Genomic DNA, 2154 nt, shown 5'->3' on the forward strand with positions numbered 1-2154 from the left:
GTATCGGTGGATTGCGTTCGATCGCAGAAACCGCGGTTCTGATCAAAGAGCGCGGTCCCAAGCGCGTATCGCCCTTTTTTATTCCGGGTGCACTGATCAACCTTGTCAGCGGCCAGGTCTCGATCCGGTTCGGTTTCAAGGGTCCGAACCATGCGGTGGTCACGGCATGTTCGACCGGCGCCCACGCCATTGGTGATGCGGCGCGGCTGATCATGTGGGGCGATGCCGATGTCATGGTTGCAGGCGGCACAGAATCGCCCATCTGCGAAATCGGGATTGCCGGCTTCAACGCTTGCAAAGCGCTGTCGACCGACCGTGAGGCCGATCCGAAAGCCGCAAGCCGCCCCTGGGATGCTGACCGTGACGGCTTTGTCATGGGCGAAGGTGCCGGTGTGGTCGTGCTTGAGGAATACGAGCATGCCAAAGCGCGCGGCGCCAAGATCTATGCCGAAGTTCTGGGCTATGGTCTGACGGGCGACGCCTATCACATCACCGCCCCCTCGGAGGATGGCGACGGCGGTTTCCGCTCGATGAAGGCCGCGCTCAAGCGTGCGGGGCTGGAGCCGGGCCAGATCGATTACATCAACGCACATGGCACCTCGACCATGGCTGATACCATCGAGCTGGGCGCAGTCGAGCGCTTGCTGGGCGATGATGCGAAAAATGTCGTGATGTCCTCGACCAAATCGTCGATCGGGCATTTGCTGGGCGCGGCAGGCGCGGTCGAGGCGATCTTCTGTATCCTTGCGATCCGCGATCAGATCTGCCCGCCGACGATCAACCTGGACAATCAGGCGCGTGAAACACCGGTTGATCTGGCTGCGAATGCCGCAGTGCGTCGCAAGGTTGATTATGTCTTGTCCAACAGCTTTGGCTTTGGCGGCACCAATGCCAGCCTGGTCATGGGCAAGGTGACTGACTGATGTGGCGCAACCTGGCGTCTAACCTGCTGTCGCTGCTGGTTCTGGTGATGATCGTGGCGGCCGGGGCAATAGCCTGGGCCAAACACGAATATACCAGCGCCGGACCCAGCAAAGTCGCGGCATGCGTGCAGGTGGCGCCGGGGGCAAGCCTGAGCGCGATCAGTGAGCAGCTGGCCGATCAGGGCGTTGTGTCCAGCTCTTACATCTTCCGCGCCGGAGCCGATTACTCCGGCAAGGCGCGGGGGTTGAAATTCGGCTCTTATCTGATGCCTGCGGGCGCCAGCATGGAGCAGGTCGTAGCCACGATCACCGCCGGCGGCCCCAGCACCTGCGGCACCGAGGTGACCCTGCGTATCGGTGTGCGCGAAAATGCGGTGATCTTGCGCGATATGGACCCGGCCACCGGGCAATATGCCGAGATGATGAAATATGATCCGGCGCTTTCCGCCGCGCCCGAAGTCATGGTCAAGGCCGCCGAAAAGCCCGATGCGCGCCTGCGCGTGGCTGTGGCCGAGGGTGTCACCAGCTGGCAAATCGTCGAGGGCCTGAAGGCTGCGACCTTTATGAGCGGCGATGTTGGCAAAGTCCCGGGCGAGGGCATGTTGGCGCCTGATACTTACGAGGTCAAAAAGGACGCCGACCGTGAGGCATTGCTGGCCGAAATGGCCAGCAAACAGGCGGTGATCTTGCAGACTGCTTGGGATGGCCGCGCCGAGGGGCTGCCCTATAAAACCCCGGAAGAGGCGCTGATCATGGCCTCGATCGTGGAAAAAGAGACCGGGGTCGCAGATGAGCGCCCGGTCGTGGCCTCGGTCTTTGTCAACCGGTTGAACCGGGGGATGCGCCTTGAGACCGATCCGACGGTGATTTACGGCGTGACCAAAGGGCAGGGCGTGTTGGACCGTGGGCTGCGTCGCTCGGAGTTGCGCACGCGCACGCGCTATAACACCTATGTCATCGAGGGCTTGCCGCCGACGCCGATTGCCAACCCAGGCAAAGCTGCAATCGAGGCCTCGCTTCACCCCGCGCAGACCGATTTCATCTTCTTCGTAGCTGATGGAACGGGCGGTCATGCCTTTGGGCGCACGCTTGAAGAGCATAATGCCAATGTCGCGCGCTGGCGCGCGATTGAGGCCGAAAGGGGGCAACCGACCGACAGCCCGGTACAGGGCGCGCAATAAAGGGATTGTTTCACGACAAACACCCGGCCCCAAAACATTCGCTCACAGCT

At 61.8% G+C, this 2154-nt stretch carries 2 protein-coding genes; both read left to right on the top strand.

Going from position 1 to position 2154, the window contains the following annotated elements:
- Positions 1 to 923: beta-ketoacyl-ACP synthase II (locus tag RTS12_RS20655; protein WP_312532025.1), on the top strand; the 923-nt coding region annotated here is incomplete at its 5' end.
- Positions 923 to 2104 carry an endolytic transglycosylase MltG gene (gene mltG / locus RTS12_RS20660; protein ID WP_312532027.1) on the top strand — a complete coding sequence of 394 codons (1182 nt, stop codon included), beginning with the start codon at positions 923 to 925 and terminating at the stop codon, positions 2102 to 2104. The genes RTS12_RS20655 and mltG, both read left to right, overlap by 1 nt.
- Positions 2105 to 2154: the final 50 nt, after the last annotated feature.

The sequence above is a fragment of the Paracoccus sp. (in: a-proteobacteria) genome, from assembly GCF_032007265.1.
Lineage (GTDB): Bacteria > Pseudomonadota > Alphaproteobacteria > Rhodobacterales > Rhodobacteraceae > Paracoccus.